Consider the following 22,647-nt stretch of genomic DNA (forward strand, 5'->3'; position numbering starts at 1 on the left):
CTCTATCTATTTGTTTTGTCGCATTATCCTACGCAAAACCGCTTCGCACTTTTGCTGGAAATGCTCTAGCATCAACGGAAAATGACCATGACTGGCAAGGCACGCGACTACGGCATCATTTGCGGCATCATGCAGCCGGGCGAGAATAACGCCATCACCGATGTGCCGGGCGTGCGCGTGGGGCACCGCACCTTGCGCAGCGGCGATATAAACACCGGCGTGACGGCGATCATCCCGCATGACGGCAACCTGTATCGCCGCAAGGTGCTGGCCGCTTGCGATGTCATCAACGGGTTCGGCAAGAGCACCGGTCTCGTGCAGGTCGAGGAACTGGGCACGCTGGAAACGCCGATCCTGCTGACCAACACGTTCGGCGTCGGAACCTGCGCCAATGCATTGATCCGCGAGGCGATTGCGGCCAATCCCGATATTGGCCGTACCACGGCAACCGTCAATCCGGTCGTTCTGGAATGCAATGACGGCCCGCTCAACGATATTCAGGCGATGGCCGTTACGGAAGCTGACGCAAGGGAAGCTCTGAAGTTTGCTGAAACGACTGTTGGCGAAGGCAATGTCGGTGCAGGCACCGGCATGAGCTGTTTCGGCTTCAAGGGCGGCATCGGCACCTCCTCGCGCCAGTTCGAACTGGGCGGCAAGGTGCATCATCTCGGCGTTCTGGCGCTCACCAATTTCGGTCGGGCCGGTGATCTGGTTCTTCCCGATGGACGCAGGCCCTCGCCCAAGGCCGAAGCGCAACCGGAAAAGGGTTCGGTCATTCTGGTGCTTGCGACCGATGTTCCGATGGAACACCGCCAGTTGAAGCGCGTGACGCGCCGCTGCGGCGCAGGGCTGGCGCGTCTCGGCGCCTTCTGGGGCCATGGAAGCGGCGATATCGCCATCGGCTTTTCGACGGCGGTGACATTCGATCACGATGAAGCGCGTGATGTGGTCGAGATCGCCGTGCTCAATGAAAACCGCATCGATACCTTGTTCCGCGCGGCAGTGGAGTCTACGCAGGAAGCCGTTCTCAATTCAATGTGCATGGCCGAATCGATGCGCGGGCGCGCCGCAAACCGCTGCTCGCTTGCCGACTGGCTGGAAAACGACAGAGGCTAGACCTTGGCGGAAGCTGACGGCTTCCACACACAATCCTGATATTTCCTGTGCATTGCCACAATTGACTTCGATCATCCGCTGATGGTCGAAGGCGAAGGATGGCATTATGCCACCCAAACGCGACTCGACGTGGCCCAAGGTATACTCCCACGAGCTTGGGGTGCCTGGGTGCTGCCGTTGCAGATATAAGGGCGTCTTGTTTTCGGTGGGTGAATACCGTCCGAGGACAGCACCGGAATTTCAGGACCCATTTATTGACGATATCGCTTGTTCGCCTGACCGTATTAGGAAGCATCCTGCCAATGCTGGCGGCGTGCGTCACTGTTGGTCCCGATTATCAGACGCCGAATGTGGTGACGCCTGCCGGTTGGAACAGCAGGGCTGACAGCCGTATCCCGCAACTGGGCGACTGGTGGAAAAAGCTGAAGGACCCGGTTCTGGATCAGCTGATAGCGGACGGTATTGCAGGCAGCCCCGATGTCGCGACTGCGAAGGCAAAGGTGCGGCAGGCTCGCGCCAATTACACTTCGGCGGGCGGCGCGCTTTATCCGAAGCTCGATGGCGACGGGAGCTACAAGCGATCTGACACCCCGGCGACATTCGCCACCAATCAGTCGAGCATGGGCTTCAACACCACGTGGGAACTCGATCTTTTCGGCGGCAACAAGCGCGGCGTGGAAGCTGCCTATTACAATGTCGAATCCGCAAATGAACAATTGCGGGCGGCGCTCGTCACGCTGATCGGCGATATCGCCACCAATTATGCCCGGTTGCGCGGTGCGCAGGCCGATATTGCCATTGCGCAGCGCAATGCCGCTTCCCAGCGACAGACCGTTGCACTGACGCGCAGCCAGCTTGAAGCTGGCCAGATTTCTCAGGTCGATCTTCTGAATGCGGAAACGCAGGCCAGCAGGACAGAATCCCAGGTGCCGGGACTGCGGATCAACTATGCCCAGTATCTGAACCAGTTGTCCGTCCTGACCGGGCGGTCTTCATCGTCGCTGGCCAGCGTTCTGGACAAGCCGCGTCCGGTCCCGGCCATTCCGGGCAAGATATCAGCCGGACTTCCGGCCGATCTGTTGCTGAGCCGCCCCGATGTCCGTGCAGCCGAACGCGATTATGCAAGTTCCAATGCCAGCGTCGGCCAGAAGCAGGCCCTGCTCTATCCAAGTGTTTCGCTCACGGGGGCCATCAATACGGGCGGCGCCAATTTCGGCGATCTTGGAAAGCTGTCGACGATCAGCTGGAACTTCGGCCCAAGCCTGACCGTCCCGATCTTCCAGGGCGGGAGATTGAGCGCGGATGTGGATGCCGCGCGCGCTGCGCGCGACCAGTCCTTCATCGCCTATCGCAAGGTCATCCTGACGGCGCTCAGCGAAGTTGAAAATGCCAGCGTATCGCTCAACCAGAACCGTCTGCGCGTTGCGCAACTGCAGAAAATCGTGAGCAACAGCCGGAAGATCAACGAGTTGACGCTGGAGCAGTACAGGGCGGGCACCAAGAGCTTCGTGGATGTGCTGACGGCGCAACGCGATCTTCTCGGCGCGGAAACCGAGCTCAGTCAGGCGCGGACCGAGCTTGTGCTGAATTATGTCGCCTTGCAGAAAGCGCTTGGCGGCGGCTGGAACGGCATCATCGACGTTGCGAAGCCGGAAGTCGTTGACAGCTATACAGGCCCCCGCATCGTCAAAACGACACGGATTCCTCCGCTGACAACCGATAAGAGACCACTATGAAACCCAAGTCGAAACGCCGTTTTCGCTGGCGCCTGTGGCTGGCGGTCCTCATCGCGTTGCTGATCGTCGGCTATTTCGTCGTTCGTGCGCTGACCAAGGAAGAGCCCCTGCCCGCCACGACAGAGATCAGGCGCGGCGAGATTGAAAGCTCGGTTCTTGCCACCGGCACGCTGCGGCCTAAAAATCTGGTCGCAATCGGCGCTCAGGCGACGGGCCGCATTCTTTCCCTGAAAGTGAAACCGGGCCAGCAGATAAAAGCCGGAGAGGTCGTCGCCCTGATCGACTCGACCAACCAGCAGAACGAACTGAACAAGGCCCAGGCGTCACTTCGCCAGAACGAAGCCACCCGTGCCCAGAATCTTGCCGATCTGGAACTGGCCCGGCAGGATCTGGCGCGTAACCAGATGATGATCGGCAAGAATGCCGTAGCGCGCGCCGATTACGACAAGGCGGTCAGCACCGTGAAGGTGAAGGAAGCGCAGGTCGAGAACAGCGAAGCGGCAATCGCTGCCGCGAAGGTCGAGGTGCAGATCGCCGAGACCAATCTCGCTTATACCCGCATAACCGCGCCCATCGATGGAACGATCCTCGCGACCGTGGTTCAGGAAGGCCAGACCCTCAACGCGCAGCAGAGCGCGCCGACAATCGCCATTCTGGGCCAGCTCGACACCATGAGGGTGGAGGCGGATATTTCGGAAGCGGACGTGACGCAGGTTCGCGAGGGGATGCCGCTTTATTTCACCATAGCGGGACAAAATTCGAAGCGTTACGATGCCGAGCTGGAAAAGATCGAACCCGCACCGGATTCCATCGTCAGCGACAAGAGCTTCACGACTACGGCAGTAAGTTCGTCCTCCAGCACTGCCACCGCTTCCGCCATTTATTACAAGGGCATTTTCACGGTTCCCAATCCGGATGGGCTGCTCAGGACCTATATGACCACCGAGGTTCATATCGTGCTCGCACGGGCAAAAGACGCCTTGATCGCGCCCGTAACCGCTCTGCAAGACACGGACGAACCCGGCAAGGCCAAGGTGCGCGTCGTGACCGGCGCTGGCAAGATCGAAGAACGGACCGTCGAAACCGGCATTACCGACAAGGTGAATATAGAAATTCGTTCGGGCCTGAACGAAGGGGACAAGGTCGTGACCGACAATCAGGTCGCGGCCCCCGCCCCGGCTGGTAGCTGACATGGCTGATGCGCCGCTGCTCTCGCTCAAGGGCGTCTCCCGGCATTACCCCTCGGGCGACGACTTCACGACGGTTCTGAACCATGTGAACCTGACCATCGAGCGGGGCGAGATGGTGGCGATCATCGGTGCGTCCGGTTCGGGCAAATCGACGCTGATGAACATTCTCGGCTGCCTGGACCGGCCGTCTGAAGGCGAATATCTGATTTCCGGCCGCGCCACATCGGAACTTGAAGCCGATGAACTGGCGCAGTTGCGGCGTGAGCATTTCGGTTTCATCTTCCAGCGCTATCATCTGCTGGGCGAGCTGGATGCGGTGGGCAATGTCGAAATTCCCGCCATATATGCAGGCCAGAAAAAGGAAGAACGGCGTCAAAAAGCCCGCATGATCCTGCAACGACTCGGGATGGGCGAACGCACGCATCATCGCCCGAGCCAGCTTTCCGGCGGACAGCAGCAGCGCGTTTCCATCGCCCGCGCGCTCATCAACGATGCGGAGGTCATTCTTGCCGACGAACCGACCGGCGCGCTCGACAGCCATAGCGGTGAAGAAGTTCTCGGCATCCTTCAGGAGCTCAACCGTGAAGGGCGCACCATCGTCATCGTGACGCATGACCGGCAGGTCGCCGCCCGTGCGCAGCGCATCATCGAAATTCGCGACGGCGAGATCATTTCGGATACGAGAAACGGTGAAACCGAACGCCCTGCGACGTCCGTGCCGGTTGAACAGGCCCCCGCCAGGCCAAGGCTTTTCGCCGGGATGTGGGATCGCTTCAACGAGGCGTTTTCGATGGCGCTTCGCTCGATGAACGCGCACCGTCTCCGCACCTTTCTGACCATGCTCGGCATTATCATCGGCACGGCATCGGTTGTCTGCGTGGTTGCACTGGGACAGGGGTCGCAGAAGCAGATTCTCGAGCAGATCAGCGATCTGGGCACCAATACGCTCTATATCAGCCCCGGCAAGGGATTTGGCGACCTGAAAGCGGCGCTTATCACCACGCTCAATCTGGCGGATGCGACCGAAATCGCGAAGCTGCCCTACGTTCTGGCGGCAACGCCGTCCAGTTCGACCAGTTCGACGATCCGCGTCGAGGACAAGGAAGTCAGCGTTTCCGTGAGCGGGGTCGGCGCAGATTATTTCGTTACCCGCAACAGCAAGCTGCTCGAAGGCCGCTTTTTCGATCAGCGCAACGTCAACGATCTGGCGCAGGTGGCGGTGGTCGATGAAACCGCCCGGAAGACGCTCTTTCCTCACGAAGCGGGTTCGGTCGTCGGCAAGACTATCCTTCTGAGCAAGGTGCCGGTACGGATCGTCGGCGTGGTCAAGGCCGAGGAACGCGGCATGGGTAGCGCGCAGCGGCTCGAAGTCTATGTCCCTTACACCACCGTGCAGACACGCATGACCGGCTCGCGTTCCCTGCAGATGATCCTTGTGCGCGTCGCCGACACGATGGACCCGTCTGAAGCGGAAAAGCTGATAACGGCATTCCTGACCAAGCGGCATGGCGAAAAGGATTTCTCGATCTTCAACACCGACAGCCTGCAAAAGACGATTCAGGCCACCACTGCGACGCTTGCCCTTCTCGTATCCAGCATCGCCGGCATATCGCTTTTCGTTGGCGGCATCGGGGTGATGAACATCATGCTCGTCGCCGTGTCGGAAAGAATCAACGAGATCGGCGTCCGCATGGCGATCGGCGCACGCCAGAGCGACATCCTGCAGCAATTCCTGATCGAGGCGATTCTGGTCTGCCTGATCGGCGGGGTTCTGGGCGTACTCATCGCCGTCGGTTTCGGCCTGCTGTTCGCGCAGTTCAACTCGATGTTCCAGCTCATCTATTCGCCGGCATCCATCGTGGTTGCGCTTGTCTGCTCCAGCCTGATCGGCATCGGTTTCGGCTTCATTCCGGCCCGAAATGCCTCGAGGCTCGACCCCGTCGTCGCGCTGGCACGGGACTGACGGGTGAGTCTGCCCGCGTCAGCGGCATTTACCTCCGGCGATGCGTGGAATGGCAAAATTAACAGGCCGCCGTCGCTACCTGTAATTGTTCGAATTCGAATAAATCAATATAAGAAACGTCTTTATCAAGCTGTTATTGTTTGGTTTTGTGTTGCAACCGATGGTGATATGCGTTGCGAACTGCCTTCCGGCGGCACGATTTGGCTGCAAGAAATTTCTGTCGTCTGGGCTGTTTCGGAAGGGGGTTGTTAACCTTCATTTTTTATTACTTGGGCTCATTCAGGCGACAGTATCTATGGTTCAGGTATCATGCGTAATTTGAGAGAAAATTTCCCCCCATCGACAGGAAATCGTGCAGAGAACGCTCAGGACCCGAAGCAGCCTCGCGGCCAGACGGGAAGCCACAATCCTGCCAGCGATGATGCCTGGAAAATCCATTTCTCGCTCGGTGAGAATGTTCGCTTTACCCGCACGCCGGAAGTCGAGCTCATGCGTCGCCGGGGCGAGGAACTGCCGAGCATCAATGAGCGGACGCAGGCGCATGCAGCCGACGCGGCGCCAGTGATCAGCGTTGAAAAGGTTGCCGAAGAGCAACCCATGGCTGTTGCCGAGCTTCAGAAAACCGTATCGCAGGGCATGGTTCGTTCGCCGGTGGCGCCCGTTCCCCCTGCAATGCCCGCGGTCCCCGTTGCTGTCGTCACACCGCCTGTAGAAGCCGCCCCGGAAGTGGTTGCTGTTGTAACCGAGCCTGCAACTCCCGAGCAGCCGTCGGCATTCACCTATCTATCCGACTTTGCCTTCTGGGAAGGCTGCGGCGTCGATACTGCGCTTGTGCCTGCGGAGCCTCTCGTTTCGGCTGTTCCGGCTGAACCGCGCAAGCCTTTGCCAACGGTCGAATCCATTCTGGCGCAGTTCCGCATTCGCGAATGGAACAAGCAACCTGAGCCGGTTGCTGCCGCCCCTGTCGAGCCAGTCGCGGAGACGCCGGTTGCCCCTGTTCCGGTCGAAGTGGCTGCACCGCAGCCCGTTGCTGTGACAGAAGTGGAAGCGCCTGCGCCACAGCCTGTCGCGGCCGAGCCGGAGATTGCGCCGGAAGTCGTCGGCGAAGCCACCGAAGATGAAATCGTGCTGACCGTTTCGGAAGCGGAAGAGCATGTCGTCGGGGACGTGGAAGTTGCCGAGCCGGTGATTGAAGCGCCTGCGCCGGTTGCAAAAGCCGCGCCTTCAATTGCGCTTTACCAGCCGCAGCCCCTCCCCCGTGCAGAAGCGCCCGTCATGCACGGCGCTTATGAGTTCCCGCCGCGCGACCTGTTGCAGATGCCGCCCGAACAGGACGGAAATGTCATCACGCAGGAAATGCTGGAACGCAGCGCCGGACTCCTCGAAAGCGTGCTGGAAGATTTCGGCGTGCGCGGCGAAATCATCCATGTCCGCCCCGGCCCGGTCGTCACGCTCTATGAGTTTGAACCGGCGCCCGGTGTCAAATCCTCGCGCGTCATCGGTCTGGCAGACGATATTGCCCGCTCCATGTCGGCGCTTTCCGCCCGCGTTGCGGTCGTTCCGGGCCGCAATGTCATCGGTATCGAACTGCCGAACGCCAACCGCGAAACCGTCTACTTGCGCGAAATGATCGACAGCCGCACCTTCGAGGCATCGAACTATCGCCTGCCGCTTTGCCTCGGCAAGGGGATTGGCGGCGAGCCTATCATCGCGGAACTGGCAAAGATGCCCCACCTTCTGGTGGCTGGCACCACCGGTTCAGGCAAGTCGGTTGCCATCAACACGATGATCCTGTCGCTGCTCTACCGCTTCAAGCCGGAAGAATGCCGCCTGATCATGGTCGATCCGAAGATGCTGGAACTGTCCATCTATGACGGCATTCCGCACCTGCTGACGCCGGTTGTTACCGACCCGAAGAAGGCCGTGGTTGCCCTTAAATGGGCCGTGCGCGAGATGGAAGAACGCTATCGCAAGATGGCCCGCCTCGGCGTGCGCAACATCGAGGGCTTCAATGCCCGTGCTGCTTCCGCCAAGGGCAAGGGCGAAACCGTGATGTGCACGGTCCAGTCCGGCTTCGACAAGGAAACGGGTGAAGCTACCTATATTCAGGAAGAACTCGACCTGACACCAATGCCTTACATCGTGGTCATCATCGACGAGATGGCCGACCTGATGATGGTTGCAGGCAAGGATATCGAAGGCGCAGTCCAGCGTCTTGCCCAGATGGCTCGGGCCGCCGGCATCCACCTCATCATGGCAACGCAGCGCCCGTCGGTCGACGTTATTACCGGTACGATCAAGGCCAACTTCCCGACCCGTATCTCCTTCCAGGTCACCTCGAAGATCGACAGCCGCACCATCCTCGGTGAAATGGGTGCCGAGCAGCTTCTCGGTCAGGGCGACATGCTGCATATGGCAGGCGGCGGACGCATCGTCCGTGTCCATGGTCCGTTCGTTTCCGACGAGGAAGTGGAAAAGGTGGTCAATCACCTGAAGGAACAGGGACGCCCGGATTATCTGGCAACCGTCACGGAAGACGAGGAAGAAGAAGACGCAGCGCAGGAAGCGGCTGTGTTCGACGCAACCGCGATGGGCTCGGAAGATGGCGATGACGTGTATGAGCAGGCCGTCAAGGTGGTGATGCGCGACAAGAAGTGCTCCACCTCCTATATCCAGCGCCGCCTCGGTATCGGCTATAACCGTGCCGCCTCCCTCGTCGAGCGGATGGAAAAGGACGGCCTGGTCGGTCCGGCCAATCATGTTGGAAAGCGCGAGATCCTGACCGGCAACCGCGACTGACCAGTAAGGCATGACAGAATGAAGCCGGATCGCGCCTGCGATTCGGCTTTTCTTCATGCTTTGCAATGGGTTGCAGACTGTTGCGCAGATGCGCTTGTCAAGACATAAAAATTGGTTAATACTTAGTTCATTCGTACATTCTTGATAATCGGTCGAGGCAGCCTCGGAAGCCGTCTCGTGCCCAGAATATAGGGAGAATGATCGATGAAAAGCATTATTATCGGTCCAGCAGCGAGCGATAAGGAACGCACAGTTACGCAGCAGATTCTGCGGCGCATCCATGAACAGATGCCAAAGCCTTCGGAAGACAAGACACAGGTCTGCAACGTATTGCGCCTGTCGAAGGGCGGCTATTCACACCGCAGACGTAAAATCCATAAACTTGCCTGATAACCAAGCGATATACTGAGATTTTTCCCAGCGCCACGCATTCGTCCCGAATGCGGCAGGCGCTGTAATTTTTTTTTGGACAGGCTGTTCAGTGCCGAAGAGCGAGCGCGCTGTAGAGCTTCGCGTCCTCTGGTTCCCCGGTCATACGCTCCGCCAGAATCCGCCCTGTCGTAGGCCCAAGCGTGAACCCCTGATGCCCGTGCCCGAAATTCAGCCATAATCCCTTGTGTCGCGGGGCTTCTCCAACGACTGGCAGCATTCGCGGCATGCAGGGTCGGCTGCCGAACCATGGCGTATGCTCCACGGGTGCGCCAATGTCGAAAAGCTCGCTTATGGCCTTGATAGACCTGTTCAGCTGCTCGTGTCGCGCCACGCTGCCGAGCGGCGTCAGCTCTGCCCCTGTCAGGATGCGCAATCCGGCGCGCATGGGTGTTGCAACGGTCGAATTGCTCACATCGAGAACAGGCACCTTCGGTCCCGCACCGGAGAAATGCTGATGGTATCCCCGTTTGATAACCAGCGGAATTTTATAGCCGAAAGTGCGAAGGATTTCCGGGCTCCACGGGCCGAGGGCGAGCACGACGTGGCGCGCAGCATGTGGGCCATCCGCCGTATCAATCTGCCAGCCGGAACCATCCTGCCGCAAGCCTCGCGCATCGCCTTGCACGAAAGTGCCGCCGCGCTTGACGAACAGGCTGGCATAGGACTGGACGAGCGCGCCGGGATCGGAACATGACCAGGGATCGGTCCAGTGAATGGCTCCGGCCAGATTTGCCTTCAAGGATGGCTCGGCGGCGCTGACTGCCTTGCCGTCCTCGATGATGCTGGCGACGCCGAATTCCTGCCTTTTCAGCTCCGCGTCACGTGCGGAAAGGTCGAACGATCGGGCAGACCGATGCAGTTCGCGCAATCCCGCCCGCCTGATAAGGTTTTCAGCGCCCGCCGCTTCGATCAGCGGCGCATGATCATCGGCAGCGCGCCGGATCATGCGTGCATAGAACTGCGATGCCGTGCGGTGACGCCCCGCTTCCGAATTATGCCAGTAGCGCCACAACGGGCCGACCTGGCGTGGCATGTCGCGAAGCCGCCATGCGACCTGATTATTGGCGCCGAACGCCGCCCTCAGCAGTTCCAGAGGGGCGCGTGGCAAGGCATAGGGGCTGACGGCCTCTGTCTGGATAATTCCAGCATTGCCATAGCTCGTTTCAGTTCCCGGACCGCTTCGGTCCACAAGAAGCACCGACCAGCCCCTTTCCTGCAAGGCGAGCGCTGTACCGACACCCACCATACCGGCACCCACAACGATGCAATCCGTCATATTCAGCCACTTCCAGAACTGGTGCGATTCTCTTTCCGCCACTATGGGAAATCCGGCTCGCAGATGACAAGTTCAGCGATCACGTTCTTTTGTGGTTCTGCCCTTTCTCGCCATTGCATTTTTGCTATAGAAGGCCACTTTCTCTATCAGGCTTTGTAGCTGCCGTGATTGAAGGACAGGATGATGCCCTCCCCCAAGAATGAACAACCCGTCCAGAAGCCTTCCTCGCGTTTCTTCATCGGCCTGTTTTCGGTGCTGGGCGCGGTTTTCTTCGTTCTATTCATGGGGCTTGGCATCTGGCAGGTGGAGCGCCTGCAATGGAAGCTCGATCTTATCGAACGGGTCGATGCGCGGGTCCATGCCGAGCCGGTCGCCGCACCCGCACGGGACGACTGGGCCAATGTCAACCAGAAGGATGACGAGTACCGCCGCGTCAAGCTGACCGGAACCTACCTGAATGACAAGGAAATACTGGTTCATGCGCTGACCGAACGCGGCGCGGGCTATTGGGTTCTGACCCCGATGCGCTCGCCCGACGGTGCGCTGACTTTCATCAATCGCGGCTTTGTTCCGAGCGACAGGCGCGATCCGTCTTCCCGCCACGAAACGCAAATTGCCGGGGAAACGACCGTAACCGGACTATTGCGCATGCCGGAACCGGACGGGTTTTTCCTGCGTCCGAATGATCCGGCGCGTAACGACTGGAACTCGCGCGATGTCGCAGCCTTTGCGCAGAAGCTCAATCTGGGTCAGGTCGCTCCCTATTTCATCGATGCCGATGCAAATTCCGCTGCCGGAGCGCTGCCCATCGGCGGTCTGACGGTCGTGAAATTCCGCAACAGCCATTTTTCCTATGCAATCACATGGTTCGCGCTTGCCGCCATGGTTGCCGGTGCCGCCATCTTTCTCTGGCGGCACGAGCGTAAATCATCAAACATGTAAGGCGTGACCGAGCGCCTTCATGCTGGCTTCGACAAAACCCTCGCTCAATGTCGGATGCGCGTGGATCGTTGCCGCGATGTCTTCCAGCCTTGCACCCATCTCCACGGCTTGCGCGAAGGAAGATGAAAGCTCGGATATGCCAACTCCGACGGCCTGAATACCAAGGATCAGGTGGTTATCCGCACGTGCGACGACACGGATCATGCCGTCTTCCCGCTCGACGGTCATTGCCCGGCCATTGGCCTGGAACGGGAAGATGCCGACCTGAATTTCATGGCCAGCCTTGCGGGCTTCATCCGGCGACAGGCCGACAGTGACGATTTCCGGATCGGTGAAGCAGACGGCAGGGATGCAGCGCTTGTCCCATACCTGGTTGCCGCCGGCAATGATCTCCGCCACCATCTCGCCCTGCGCCATGGCGCGATGGGCCAGCATCGGCTCGCCGGTCACGTCGCCGATGGCGTAGACGCCGCGCATGGAGGTGCGGCAGCGCTCGTCAATCCGGATGAAACGCCCATCCATATCCAGCCGGATTTCGCTCAAGCCCCAGCCATCGGTCTGCGGCTTGCGGCCTACCGTAACAAGTATCCTGTCTGCCTCGATGGTTTTCGTGGTTCCATCGGCGGTCAGGACTTCCAGCCCGGCCTCATCCTTTGAAAGTCCCTTGGCCGAAGTGCCGGTCAGGACTTCGACGCCGAGCGCCTTCAGGCGCGCCATGATGGGCCGCGTGAGTTCCGCATCATATTGCGGCAGGATGCGGTCTGTCGCCTCGACCACGGTGACCTTCGCACCAAGCTTGGCAAAGGCAGTGCCGATCTCAAGCCCGATATAGCCGCCGCCGACGATGGCGAGCTTTTCCGGTATCTTTTCCAGCGACAGCGCCTCGGTGGATGAAATGATTTTTCCGCCGAAAGGCAGCGCCTGAATTTCAACGGGAACCGAGCCGGTCGCGATCACGATGTTTTCGGCGTGGATCGTCTGGCGACCCGTATCGGTTTCAACGAGAACGGTCTTTCCGTCGAGAAAACGCGCCTGTCCATGGAACATGCGCACACGCGAGCGTTTCAGGAGACCGGCAACGCCGCTGTTGAGACGGTTGACGATGCCGTCTTTCCATTCGAGCGTTCTGGCGAAATCGATGGCCGGGTTCTCGGCGGAAATACCGAGCGCGCCCTTGGATGCAAAGACGGAAAGCCGGTGAAATTCGTCGGCCGCATGGATCAGCGCCTTGGACGGGATGCAGCCCACATTGAGGCAGGTGCCGCCAAGGCGCGTCTTCTCCACCAGCACCGTATCAATGCCAAGCTGGCCCGCCCGGATGCCGCAGACATAGCCGCCGGGGCCGCCGCCGATGATCAGGAGTTTGCAGGAAATCTCGCTCATTCGATCAGCCTTCTACAAAAATCATCGCAGGCGCTTCCAGAAGGCTTTTCAGCTTCTGCACGAAGACCGCCGCATCCCAGCCGTCGATCACGCGGTGGTCGAAACTGCATGACAGGTTCATCATCTTGCGCGGCACGAACTGCACCCCGTCCCACATCGGACGCACGGCCATCTTGTTGATGCCCACAATCGCGACTTCCGGACGATTGATGATCGGCGTCGTGGCGATTGCGCCGAGAGCCCCAAGCGACGTGATGGTGATGGTGGAACCGGTCAGTTCCTCCCGCTTGGCGGTGCCGTTGCGGGCGGCATCGGTCACGCGCGACAATTCGGAAGCCGCCGCAAATACGCTCATGCTTTCCGCGTGGCGCACCACCGGCACGATCAGGCCGTTCGGCGTCTGTGTGGCAATGCCGACATGCACGCCGCCGAACTGGCGGATGATGTCCGCTTCGTCATCGAAATGCGCGTTGAGGCCGGGCTGTTCCTTCACGGCTTTCACAATTGCCCGGATGATGAACGGCAACAGCGTCAGGCGCGGACGGCCTTCCTTCTTCTCGTTATTGAGACTATTGCGCAGTTCTTCCAACTGCGTGACATCGACCTCTTCGACGATAGTGATATGCGGAATGTGGCGTTTCGCTTCCGCCATGCGTTCGGCAATCTTGCGGCGAAGGCCGATGACCTTGATCTCATTGACCGAGGTGTCGGTCGCGTAGCCGGATAGAGCGGGAGCCGCGCCGGTTTCCTGCTGGAAATAGAGATCGAGATCGTCATGCGTGATGCGTCCTGCCGGTCCGGTGCCGCGAACCCGGCGCAGATCGACGCCCCCGTCGCGAGCACGCAGCCGGACAGAAGGCGTGGCAAGCGGCTTTTCACCTTCCTGGCGAACCGGTCCCGCGCCGGAGAAGGCACTGCCTGCGGCTTCGCGCTTCGGTACAGCGGGTTTCGGTGGAACAGGCGTCTGCAACAGAACAGGTGTTTCAGGCGCCGGCGCCGGTAGGGGTTTGGCCGCTTGCGCTGCCGCTGGAACCGGCTTTTCCTCAGCCTGTTCCTCCGGCGAGCCGCCCTCGATCTCCAGACGGACCAGTTCGGACCCGACCGCGATCTTCTCGCCTACCTCGCCATTGATGGCGATGACCTTGCCAGCGCGCGACGAGGGAATTTCCACCGTTGCCTTGTCGGTCATGACGGCTGCGAGAAGATCATCCTCGCGCACGACATCGCCGACCTTCACATGCCATTCGACGAGTTCGGCCTCGGCAACGCCTTCACCAACATCGGGGAGCTTGATCGTAAAATGTGCCATTTGCTTCGCCCCCTCAAGCTTCCATGATCGATGTAAGCGCGCGGCCCACCCGGTCCGGACCGGGGAAATAGGCCCACTCCTGCGCATGCGGATAAGGCGTATCCCATCCTGTGACGCGGATGATTGGCGCTTCCAGATGGTAGAAGCAATCACGCTGCACGAGAGCGGCAAGCTCCGCGCCATAGCCGCAGGTCAGCGTCGCCTCGTGCACGATCACGCAGCGCCCGGTCTTCTTCACCGAAGCCATGATGGTGTCGGTGTCGAGCGGCAAAAGCGTGCGAAGATCGATCACTTCCGCATCGACGCCGGTTTCCTCGACGGCGGCAAGCGCCACATGAACCATCGTGCCATAGGCAAGCACGGTCACGTCGCTGCCTTCGCGGCGAATAGCGGCCTTGCCAAGCGGCACGGTGTAATAGCCTTCCGGCACATCGCCGAGATCATGCTTTTTCCACGAGGTCACCGGGCGATCATGATGCCCGTCGAAAGGCCCGTTATAAAGGCGCTTCGGCTCGAACATGATAACCGGATCCGGGTCTTCGATCGCCGCCAGCAGCAGGCCCTTCGCATCGGCAGGCGTGGATGGCATGACGGTTTTCAGGCCCGACACGTGTGTGAACAGCGCCTCCGGGCTCTGGCTGTGCGTCTGCCCGCCATAGATGCCGCCGCCGGAAGGCATGCGGATCACGATAGGACAGGTGAACTCGCCCGCCGAGCGATAGCGCAGTCGCGCCGCTTCCGAAACGATCTGGTCATAGGCCGGGTAAACATAATCCGCAAACTGCACTTCAATGCAGGGGCGAAGGCCGTAAGCCGCCATGCCGATGGCAGTGCCCACGATGCCAAGCTCGCTGATCGGCGCGTCGAAGCAGCGTTCCTTGCCGTATTTCTTCTGGAGGCCAGCCGTACAGCGGAAAACACCGCCGAAATAACCCACATCCTCACCGAACACGACGACATTCTTGTCGCGTTCCATGGCAATGTCATGGGCGTTCTGGATCGCCTCGATCATGGTCATCTTGCTCATGGATTAAAACCCCGCTTCCTGGCGCTGGCGGATAAGATGCGGCGGCGTTTCAGCATAGACATCCTCGAACATGTCGCGCATGGATGGCTTGCGGCCATCATGCAGTGTGCCAATGGCTTCCGCCTCGCGCTGTGCGGCCACCACCAGATCCATCACCTCGGCTTCCGCCTGCTTGTGACGCTCGTCCGACCAGACACCGCGCTTGATAAGATGGTTCTTCAGTCGCAGGATCGGATCGCCAAGTGGCCATGCATCGCTTTCGGCTTTAGGGCGATAGGCGGACGGATCATCCGAGGTGGAATGCCCGCCAGCGCGGTAGGTCACATATTCGATGATGGTTGGCCCGAGATTGCGCCGGGCGCGTTCCACCGCCCATTTTGCAACCGCATGGACGGCCAGATAGTCGTTGCCGTCGACGCGAAGCGCCGGAATGCCGAAACCGTGCCCACGTGCGGCGAAAGTGCCGGAGCCGCCGCGTGCAATGCCCTGGAAGGTGGAAATGGCCCACTGGTTGTTGACGATGTTCATCACCACCGGGGCCTTGTAGGTCGAAGCAAAGACCAGTGCCGCGTGGAAGTCGCTTTCGGCTGTCGAGCCATCGCCGATCCATGCGGCGGCGATCTTCGTATCGTGGCTGATGGCCGACGCCATGGCCCAGCCGACGGCCTGCGTATATTGCGTTGCAAGATTGCCGGAGATGGTGAAGAAGCCGTGCTCCTTCGAGGAATACATCACCGGAAGCTGGCGGCCTTTCAGCGGATCGTGCTCATTGGAGAAAATCTGGTTCATCATGGTGACGAGCGGATAATCGTCGGCGATGAGCAGTCCGGCCTGACGATAGGTCGGGAAATTCATGTCGCCCTTGCGCAATGCCTTGCGGAAGGCGCAGCTTACCGCCTCCTCACCCAGATGCTGCATATAGAACGACGTCTTGCCCTGGCGCTGCGCCATCATCATGCGCGCATCATAGGCGCGCAGGATCATCATGTGGCGAAGACCCTCTTTCAGTTCGTCGTCGGTAAGTGTTCCTGCCCACGGGCCAACCGCCTCGCCATCACGATTGAGAACGCGGATGATGCTGAAAGCCAGATCGCGCATCGCTTCCGGTTTTTCATCGATCTCCGGTCTGCGAACGCTGCCCGCGCGCGGGATTTTGACATGGGAGAAATCCGGCGCGTCACCTGGCCGCCATTCCGGCTCGGGAACATGCAGGGATAGTACGACATCATCGCTCATGCGGGGAACCCTCGAAACTGGCCTGGCCACTGGCCTCGCAAATTTACGGAATGTCGAACGGGAAAATTTAAGACTGGTTCCGGAGCCCCCGGACCCGCTTTCGGCGCGTGAATATCACGCCGCCGATCTTGCTCCTCCCATGCGACATGGCGCCGATTTCCTCCTTCGGCACCATCCGCATTCAGGGTGGAACGGGTTCAAAAATAAAGCAAGATTATTTTTCGTGCCCCTTGGCACTCTTTCGTGAAACGGGTTCGCTCCTACCTGACCAGGGGGCGACGTCCATTGGACGAAACAAGCTTAGTTCCGCGATTTAAAAGGGATTTCAACTCGAATGTTTAGCGTCCCGATACCGCAACATTATTGCTTTTGATTGACGATAACGTCAGTACCCATCGGTACTATTCCGGCTCGTGCGAGCCATGTTGCCATCACTCATGAAACCGTGTGAGGCGTTTTGTCCATATTGGCCCGGCACGATTTGCAGCCACCGGACCAACCCGATTCTCCAAAAGAAAAGCCGCACCCGCGAGGGTACGGCTTCAATAGAAACTACGAATGTGGCTCTAGCGGATCGCCTTGCCGTTCGCATCGAACCGATGCACCTTGCCGTCATCGGGCGTGATGAAGATCACGTCGTCCTCATTGTAGTGGTGCTCGCCGAAGAGCCGCACTGTGATCAGGCCTGCTGCTTCTGTTTCGACGTAAAGGATCGTATCGGCCCCAAGATGTTCGGCATGGATAACCTTGCCTTTCCATCTGCCGCTATCGCGGCTGACGGAAATATGCTCGGGCCGGATACCGACCGTCTTCGCCCCTTCGTCGCCGATGCGGGTGCCGTCAACGAAATTCATCTGCGGCGAACCGATAAAGCCCGCGACAAAGAGATTATCGGGCTTGTTATATAGCTCCATCGGCGAGCCTACCTGCTCGATGCGACCGGCATTGAGAACGACGATGCGGTCCGCCAGCGTCATGGCCTCGACCTGATCGTGCGTGACATAGATCATCGTCGCCTTCAGCTCGCGGTGCAGCTTGGCGATCTCAAGCCGGGTCTGGACGCGAAGTGCCGCATCGAGGTTCGACAGCGGTTCGTCGAACAGGAACAGTTCCGGTTCGCGCACCAGTGCGCGGCCGATGGCGACACGCTGGCGCTGGCCGCCCGACATTTCCGCCGGGCGCCGTTCCAGATACGGGTCGAGCGACAACATGGCGGAAGCCTTCGAAACGCGCGTTTCGATTTCGGCTTTCGGCGTGCCTGCCTGCTTGAGGCCAAGTCCCATATTGTCCTTGACCGACAGGTGCGGATAAAGCGCATAGGACTGGAACACCATCGCAATGCCGCGCTTGGAGGGCGGCGTCACGGTTACGTCCTCACCATTGATGAGCACCTGCCCGGAGGAAACGTCTTCCAGCCCGGCGATGGAACGCAGCAGCGTTGACTTCCCGCAGCCGGACGGCCCGACGAAGATGATGAATTCCCCGTCCTGCACTTCCAGATTAATGTCTTTCAGGACTTCCTGCGCACCGTAGCGCTTGTGTACCGATTTGAGTAGCAGCGATCCCACGTATCAAATTCCCTTACAATTTGACCGGCTTGCCGGTGCGCACACTTTCATCCGCTGCAAGGCAGATGCGCAGCGATTGAAGCGCGTCATCCATATGGCGGTTGAGATCGATATCCTCGCGAATGGCCTTCAGCATGTAGGCCTGCTCGCGTTCACACAATTCCTGATGCCCCGGCTCGTCTGCCATGGAGAGGTCCGTATCCGGTTTCAGGAACTTGCCATCGGCTCCACGCTCGGCGCGGTGAACGCGGATGGTCGAGGTCTTGGTATGCGCGTCTACATCGTCGGATTTCGTCACGGCCTCGTTCATGACGATCGAGACGCAGCCATTGGGCGAGATGACGTCCTTCACGAAGAAGGCGGTCTCCGACATCATCGGGCCCCAGCCCGCCTCGTACCAGCCCACCGTACCGTCATCGAACAGCACCTGTAGATGGCCGTAATTATACATGTCTGGCTTGATCTCGTCGGAAAGGCGCAGGCCCATGCCGCGCACTTCCACGGGCTTGGCGTCGGTAATCTGGCACATGACGTCCACATAATGCACACCGCAGTCGACGATGGGCGACGTGGTGTTCATCAGGTTCTTGTGGGTTTCCCAGGTCGCGCCGCTGGACTGCTGGTTGAGGTTCATGCGGAAGACATAAGGTCCGCCAAGCTGGCGCGCCTCGGAGATGAGCCGCATCCAGGATGGATGATGGCGCAGGATATAGCCGATGACGAGCTTGCGCCCATTGGCCCGCGCGCAGTCGATCACGCGGCGCGCATCTTCGACCGTCGTTGCAAGCGGCTTTTCCACGAACACATGCGCACCCTGCTCCATCGCGGCGACGGCATAATCCGCATGGCTTTCCGAATAGGTGGCGACGCAGGCGAGATCGGGCTTCAGTTCCTTCAATGCTTCCAGGAAGGAAGGATGAATTTCATAGCCCGCCAGCTCGTCCGGAACCGCAACCTTGGTGCGATTGACGAGACCGACAATCTCAAAACCGGGATTGCGATGATAGGCGAGCGCATGGCTGCGGCCCATATTGCCGAGACCGGCGGAAAGAACACGAACAGGATTTTGCATTGCAGAACTCATTTTACAGCTCCCGCGGTAATGCCGCGGATCAGCTGCCGCGAGAAGAGAACATAGAGGATGAGGATCGGGAACATCGCCAGTGAAAGGGCCGAAAGAACAGCGTTCCAGTTGGTGACGAACTGACCGATGAAGAGCTGAGAACCGAGCGTTACCGTCTTGGTGGCTTCGCTTGGCGCGAGGATCAGCGGGAACCAGAGGTCATTCCAGATCGGGATCATGGTGAAGACGGCGACGGTCGCCATGGCAGGCCGGATAAGCGGCAGCACCAGCTTGAAGAAGATGGCATATTCCGACATGCCGTCTATTCGCCCGGCATTCTTCAAATCGTCGGACACGGTTCGCATGAATTCCGACAGGATGAAGATCGCCAGCGGCAGGCCCTGCGCGGTATAGACGAGGATAAGAGCCGTCAGCGTATTGACCAGACCGACCGCCACCATGCCTTGCAGCAGGGCCACCGTGCCGAGCCGGATCGGGATCATGATGCCGATGGCGAGATAGAGGCCCATCAGCGTATTGCCCTTGAAGCGGTATTCGGCGAGCGCGAAGGCTGCCATTGCTCCGAACAGGATCACGAAGAATATGCTGACCACGGTAACGATGGCGCTGTTCTGGAAGTAGGTCAGAAACGAGCCTTGCTTGAGAACCGTCTCATAACCGATGAGACTGAAACTTTCCGGTGTCGGAAACTGCAACGGCGTGCGGAAGATTGCGTTGCGGTCCTTGAAGGAATTGATCAGCGTCAGGGCCACCGGAAACACGGCGATCAGCATGTAGAAGATCAGGGCCGCATGGACGAGCGTGGTGCGAAGGGGCGATGTGCGTGCTTTCGACATGGTCTCGTCCTCAGAACTGATAGCGGCGCATGCGGCGCTGGATGCCGAACAGGTAGAGCGACACGCCTGCCAGAATGATGAGGAACATCACGGCGGCGATGGTCGCGCCCATCGACGGATTGCCAAGCTGCAACTGGAAGCCGAAGAAAGTGCGGTAAAGGAACGTGCCCAGAATGTCGGTCGACTTGTCCGGTCCCGCCAGCGCGCCCTGCATCGAATAGATGAGATCGAACGCATTGAAGTTGGCAACGAAGGTCATCACCGAGATCAGGCCGATCGATGGCAGGATCAGCGGCAGCTTGATCTTGAAGAACTGGCTCCAGCCGGTAATGCCGTCGCATTCCGCCGCCTCGATGATTTCATCGGGAATATTGAGCAGCGCCGCGTAGATCAGCATCATCGGAATACCGACGAACTGCCAGACCGAGACGAGTGACACAGTGACGAGAGCCGTATCGGCCTTGCCGAGCCACGGGCCGAACAGCCATTTCAGCCCGACGAGATCCATCATCCATGGAGCCACGCCCCAGATCGGCGACAGGATCAGTTTCCAGATGAAGCCGACGATAACGAAGGACAACAGCGTCGGAAGAAAGATCGCCGTGCGGTAGAAGGCGGCGAAACGCAGCTTCGGCAGCGACAGCATGGCCGCCAGCAGAATGCCGATCGGATTTTGAACGAGCATGTGAATGCAGAAGAATATGAAGTTGTTTTTCAAGGCATTCCAGAAATCACGCGACCAGTTCGGATCGCCGAAAAGTGCCTGGAAGTTCGCGAACCCCACGAAAGTGCGCTGTCCGTCGACGACATTGAAGAATGCCTGCCGCAAGGTCTCGATCAGGGGCAGGACCATCACTGCCGTGTAGATCAGGACGCAGGGCAGAAGAAACACAAGTATATGCCAGCGCCTCGGGCGCTTGTGCACGATACCTGTCATGTCGGCAGATTGGCTCATATAGGCATTCGCTCTTCAAGAGCATTTCCAGCAGAGGATGAACCGCTTGCATTCGGAAATGCATAAAACCGATGGCTGGCGTTCTTTCTCACGAGAAAGCGTGCAAACCGGAGAAAGCCGGGCTTCCCCTCCCCGCACGCTCGCGTCATTTTAAACTGACACGGAATGCACCGAATGCAAAACGGCATGTCGATGCGCCAGACGAAAAGATATGGGCGGCGCGCCCCCGCGATCGCCGCCCATAAAGCCCCGCGTGTTTATTTCGCAGGCTTGAACCAGCTGTCGAGACCTTCCTGAAGCTTCTTCGCAGCGTCTTCCGGCGTTACGGTGCCGTTGATGACGTTGGCCGACTGAACCCAGGTTTCATTTTCGAGGTTCGGCGTGCCACGCGACAGAATCTGGTAGGTCGAACGAATGGTCGGCTTGCACTTTTCGCGCCAGGAAACAAATTCCTGCGCCAGCGGATCGCTCATCTTCACCGCGGTCGAGTTCAGGCTGAAGAAGCCCGGCAGCGCGTTGGCGTAGATTTCAGCGAATTCAGGCGAAGCAACCCAGTTCAGGAACACCTTTGCCTGTTCTGCGTGCTTGCTCGAAGCGTTGAGACCGAGGCCGATGTCGTTGTGGTCGGAGATGTAGCAGGTGTCGCCTGCATTCTTGACCGGCGGCGGGAACGCGCCCATCTTGAACTGCGCCTGCGTATTGAACAGGCCGATTTCCCACGAGCCTGCCGGATAGATGGCCGCGCGACCGAGGGTGAACAGGTTCTGGCTGTCCGGATAGGTCTGCGCTTCGAAACCGTCGCCCAGATAGTCCTTCCACTTGGCAAGAACCTTGAACGGCTCCACCCACTGCGGGTCGGTCAGCCTCTGCGTACCGGCGATCAGTGCCTTGCGGCCCTCTTCGCCCTTCCAGTAGGTCGGGCCGATGTTCTGGTAGCCCATGGTTGCGGCTTCCCACATGTCCTTCGTGCCCATGGCCATCGGGATGTAGTTGCCGTCTGCCTTGATCTTTTCGAGAACGTCAAAGAATTCGGCTTCCGTGGCCGGAACCTTGAGACCCAGCTTGTCGAAGGCTTCCTGATTGTAGATGAAGCCGTGAATGACCGAAGCCATCGGCACGCAGAAGGTCTTGGAACCGTCGTCGGTGGTCCAGGCGGACTTGGCGACGTCGGAGAAGTTCTTCATGCCTTCCAGATCGGTGAGATCGGCGAGCTTGCCCTTGTTGAAGAGCTCAAGCGAAGTGTCGAAAGGACGGCAGGAAATGAGGTCGCCGCCCGAACCGGCGTCAAGCTTGGCATTGAGGGCCGCGTTGAATTCGGTTGGCGCGCTCGGTGCGAAATTGATCTTGATGCCAGGGTTCTTGGCTTCAAAAGCCGGAATGATCTTTTCCTGCCATATCTGCAGATCGTCGTTACGCCAGCTTTCAACCGTCAGCGTAACGTCTTCGGCCAGCGCAGCCGATCCCGACGCCAGAAGCGTGGAACCCAGCAGCATGAGTTTGAACGTATTACGAACCATTTGACCTTCTCCCGTTTTTTGAGCGCGGATGCGCAAAAGAGGCGAAAGCACGCCAGACCGCTTCGGTACGATCACTCCTCGCGTTACGGGATTGTACCGGGCCCCCGCCGGTTGTCTCCATCCCAAATCCGCGTGACCCACGCACTCAGCGGCACTGCGCTCCCCTTCTGCTGAAATTAATGCCAAAAACGTACCAATTGTCCAGAGAAGTTTACAACTTTCGCGCAGAAAAATTCAGAGCGGCTTTTTTTCCTTAATTGTTTCAATGAATTAATCAA

The 22,647-nt window shown here is 59.2% G+C and carries 16 protein-coding genes and 1 pseudogene; 7 read left to right on the forward strand and 10 right to left on the reverse strand.

The window, feature by feature from the left end; all coding sequences use genetic code 11:
* Positions 1-87: 87 nt before the first annotated feature.
* The 6 genes and pseudogenes from JNC63_RS00295 (at position 88) to JNC63_RS00320 (ending at position 9,194) form a co-directional block, all read left to right on the forward strand.
* Positions 88-1,116 carry a DmpA family aminopeptidase gene (locus JNC63_RS00295; protein WP_063620427.1) on the forward strand — a complete coding sequence of 343 codons (1,029 nt, stop codon included), beginning with the start codon at positions 88-90 and terminating at the stop codon, positions 1,114-1,116.
* Between the two features lie 254 nt (positions 1,117-1,370).
* A complete protein-coding gene (locus tag JNC63_RS00300) occupies positions 1,371-2,852 on the forward strand; it encodes an efflux transporter outer membrane subunit (protein WP_112669803.1) in 1,482 nt (493 codons plus the stop codon).
* The gene (locus JNC63_RS00305; RefSeq protein WP_006468827.1) at positions 2,849-4,042 is read left to right on the forward strand and encodes an efflux RND transporter periplasmic adaptor subunit; all 1,194 of its coding nucleotides are present in this window, start codon (positions 2,849-2,851) and stop codon (positions 4,040-4,042) included. Before JNC63_RS00300 ends, JNC63_RS00305 begins: the two co-directional genes overlap by 4 nt.
* A 1-nt stretch (position 4,043) precedes the next feature.
* Positions 4,044-6,005 carry a MacB family efflux pump subunit gene (locus JNC63_RS00310; protein ID WP_006468825.1) on the forward strand — a complete coding sequence of 654 codons (1,962 nt, stop codon included), beginning with the start codon at positions 4,044-4,046 and terminating at the stop codon, positions 6,003-6,005.
* A gap of 771 nt (positions 6,006-6,776) precedes the next feature.
* Positions 6,777-8,804, forward strand: a pseudogene (locus JNC63_RS00315) (DNA translocase FtsK); the annotation flags it as partial.
* A 204-nt stretch (positions 8,805-9,008) separates the two neighbouring features.
* Positions 9,009-9,194, forward strand: a complete 186-nt coding sequence (locus tag JNC63_RS00320) for a hypothetical protein (RefSeq protein WP_006468822.1) — start codon at positions 9,009-9,011, stop codon at positions 9,192-9,194.
* A gap of 88 nt (positions 9,195-9,282) precedes the next feature.
* On the opposite strand, the gene JNC63_RS00325 is transcribed toward JNC63_RS00320, so the two are convergent.
* Positions 9,283-10,512, reverse strand: a complete 1,230-nt coding sequence (locus JNC63_RS00325; protein ID WP_021586059.1) for an NAD(P)/FAD-dependent oxidoreductase — start codon at positions 10,510-10,512, stop codon at positions 9,283-9,285.
* 180 nt (positions 10,513-10,692) lie between these two features.
* Between JNC63_RS00325 and JNC63_RS00330 the strand changes: the two genes are divergently transcribed.
* Complete coding sequence (locus tag JNC63_RS00330) at positions 10,693-11,454, forward strand: SURF1 family protein (RefSeq protein ID WP_021586060.1); 762 nt, start codon at positions 10,693-10,695, stop codon at positions 11,452-11,454.
* Here the strand turns inward: JNC63_RS00330 and lpdA are convergent.
* The 9 genes from lpdA to JNC63_RS00375 form a co-directional block, all read right to left on the reverse strand.
* Positions 11,443-12,837 carry a dihydrolipoyl dehydrogenase gene (gene lpdA / locus JNC63_RS00335; RefSeq protein ID WP_021586061.1) on the reverse strand — a complete coding sequence of 465 codons (1,395 nt, stop codon included), beginning with the start codon at positions 12,835-12,837 and terminating at the stop codon, positions 11,443-11,445. The genes JNC63_RS00330 and lpdA overlap by 12 nt on opposite strands.
* Positions 12,838-12,841: 4 nt before the next feature.
* The gene (locus JNC63_RS00340; RefSeq protein WP_021586062.1) at positions 12,842-14,146 is read right to left on the reverse strand and encodes a dihydrolipoamide acetyltransferase family protein; all 1,305 of its coding nucleotides are present in this window, start codon (positions 14,144-14,146) and stop codon (positions 12,842-12,844) included.
* A 13-nt stretch (positions 14,147-14,159) separates the two neighbouring features.
* Positions 14,160-15,173, reverse strand: a complete 1,014-nt coding sequence (locus tag JNC63_RS00345) for an alpha-ketoacid dehydrogenase subunit beta (RefSeq protein WP_021586063.1) — start codon at positions 15,171-15,173, stop codon at positions 14,160-14,162.
* Between the two features lie 3 nt (positions 15,174-15,176).
* Positions 15,177-16,409 (reverse strand): 3-methyl-2-oxobutanoate dehydrogenase (2-methylpropanoyl-transferring) subunit alpha, encoded by a 1,233-nt coding sequence (locus JNC63_RS00350; RefSeq protein WP_021586064.1) that lies wholly within the window; start codon positions 16,407-16,409, stop codon positions 15,177-15,179.
* Between the two features lie 566 nt (positions 16,410-16,975).
* Positions 16,976-17,977, reverse strand: coding sequence for an ABC transporter ATP-binding protein (locus tag JNC63_RS00355; RefSeq protein WP_021586066.1), 1,002 nt, complete (start codon positions 17,975-17,977; stop codon positions 16,976-16,978).
* A 13-nt stretch (positions 17,978-17,990) separates the two neighbouring features.
* The gene (locus JNC63_RS00360) at positions 17,991-19,061 is read right to left on the reverse strand and encodes a Gfo/Idh/MocA family protein (RefSeq protein ID WP_006468814.1); all 1,071 of its coding nucleotides are present in this window, start codon (positions 19,059-19,061) and stop codon (positions 17,991-17,993) included.
* The gene (locus JNC63_RS00365) at positions 19,058-19,897 is read right to left on the reverse strand and encodes a carbohydrate ABC transporter permease (RefSeq protein ID WP_021586067.1); all 840 of its coding nucleotides are present in this window, start codon (positions 19,895-19,897) and stop codon (positions 19,058-19,060) included. Before JNC63_RS00365 ends, JNC63_RS00360 begins: the two co-directional genes overlap by 4 nt.
* 10 nt (positions 19,898-19,907) lie before the next feature.
* Positions 19,908-20,852 (reverse strand): carbohydrate ABC transporter permease, encoded by a 945-nt coding sequence (locus tag JNC63_RS00370; protein WP_006468812.1) that lies wholly within the window; start codon positions 20,850-20,852, stop codon positions 19,908-19,910.
* Positions 20,853-21,109: 257 nt separating this feature from the next.
* Positions 21,110-22,369, reverse strand: coding sequence for an ABC transporter substrate-binding protein (locus tag JNC63_RS00375; protein ID WP_021586068.1), 1,260 nt, complete (start codon positions 22,367-22,369; stop codon positions 21,110-21,112).
* Between the last annotated feature and the right edge of the window lie 278 nt (positions 22,370-22,647).

The organism is Brucella ciceri (assembly GCF_041930145.1).
In the GTDB taxonomy this organism is placed as follows: domain Bacteria; phylum Pseudomonadota; class Alphaproteobacteria; order Rhizobiales; family Rhizobiaceae; genus Brucella; species Brucella intermedia.

What these genes read in the sequence shown, in the direction of transcription:
- JNC63_RS00350 (WP_021586064.1), bottom strand. Translation starts at nt 16,409, where the DNA reads ATGAGCGATGATGTCGTACTATCCCTGCATGTTCCCGAGCCGGAATGG.
- JNC63_RS00370 (WP_006468812.1), bottom strand. Translation starts at nt 20,852, where the DNA reads ATGAGCCAATCTGCCGACATGACAGGTATCGTGCACAAGCGCCCGAGG.
- JNC63_RS00305 (WP_006468827.1), top strand. Translation starts at nt 2,849, where the DNA reads ATGAAACCCAAGTCGAAACGCCGTTTTCGCTGGCGCCTGTGGCTGGCG.
- lpdA (WP_021586061.1), bottom strand. Translation starts at nt 12,837, where the DNA reads ATGAGCGAGATTTCCTGCAAACTCCTGATCATCGGCGGCGGCCCCGGC.
- JNC63_RS00360 (WP_006468814.1), bottom strand. Translation starts at nt 19,061, where the DNA reads ATGAGTTCTGCAATGCAAAATCCTGTTCGTGTTCTTTCCGCCGGTCTC.
- JNC63_RS00295 (WP_063620427.1), top strand. Translation starts at nt 88, where the DNA reads ATGACTGGCAAGGCACGCGACTACGGCATCATTTGCGGCATCATGCAG.
- JNC63_RS00375 (WP_021586068.1), bottom strand. Translation starts at nt 22,369, where the DNA reads ATGGTTCGTAATACGTTCAAACTCATGCTGCTGGGTTCCACGCTTCTG.
- JNC63_RS00345 (WP_021586063.1), bottom strand. Translation starts at nt 15,173, where the DNA reads ATGAGCAAGATGACCATGATCGAGGCGATCCAGAACGCCCATGACATT.
- JNC63_RS00365 (WP_021586067.1), bottom strand. Translation starts at nt 19,897, where the DNA reads ATGTCGAAAGCACGCACATCGCCCCTTCGCACCACGCTCGTCCATGCG.
- JNC63_RS00330 (WP_021586060.1), top strand. Translation starts at nt 10,693, where the DNA reads ATGATGCCCTCCCCCAAGAATGAACAACCCGTCCAGAAGCCTTCCTCG.
- JNC63_RS00340 (WP_021586062.1), bottom strand. Translation starts at nt 14,146, where the DNA reads ATGGCACATTTTACGATCAAGCTCCCCGATGTTGGTGAAGGCGTTGCC.
- JNC63_RS00325 (WP_021586059.1), bottom strand. Translation starts at nt 10,512, where the DNA reads ATGACGGATTGCATCGTTGTGGGTGCCGGTATGGTGGGTGTCGGTACA.
- JNC63_RS00310 (WP_006468825.1), top strand. Translation starts at nt 4,044, where the DNA reads ATGGCTGATGCGCCGCTGCTCTCGCTCAAGGGCGTCTCCCGGCATTAC.
- JNC63_RS00320 (WP_006468822.1), top strand. Translation starts at nt 9,009, where the DNA reads ATGAAAAGCATTATTATCGGTCCAGCAGCGAGCGATAAGGAACGCACA.